The following is a 345-nucleotide window of genomic DNA, read 5'->3' as shown; positions in this document are numbered from 1 at the left end:
CTGGCTGCGGCTGTCGGCCATCGTCATCGCCATGGTGCTCGGCTATGCCGTTGCCTTCCTGATGGGGCGCGTCACCCTGCCCACCCTGCCGGACGAGTGGATCGCCCTGCCGCGCATTCTGCACGTGGGGCTGGCGTTCGACTGGTACCTCTGCATCCCCCTCACCGTCATCTTCGTGGTGACGGCGCTTGAGGCCATCGGTGACATGACCGCCACCTCGGATATCTCAGGGGAGCCGGTGGAAGGGCCGGTATACATGGAGCGGATCAAGGGGGGCGTACTCTCCGACGGCATCAACTCCATGCTGGCCGCCCTGGTGGGCACCTTTCCCATGTCGGTGTTTGC

General features: G+C 65.2%; 1 protein-coding gene. It reads left to right on the top strand.

Annotation, left to right across the window (positions count from 1 at the left end; all coding sequences use genetic code 11):
- Positions 1-345 (top strand): solute carrier family 23 protein (locus tag BN1134_RS04560; protein ID WP_042045492.1); only part of this gene is annotated, 345 nt, incomplete at both ends.

This window comes from Aeromonas simiae, from assembly GCF_000820125.1.
Taxonomy (GTDB): Bacteria; Pseudomonadota; Gammaproteobacteria; order Enterobacterales; family Aeromonadaceae; genus Aeromonas; species Aeromonas simiae.
This window is presented reverse-complemented; position numbering and strand designations above follow the sequence as displayed.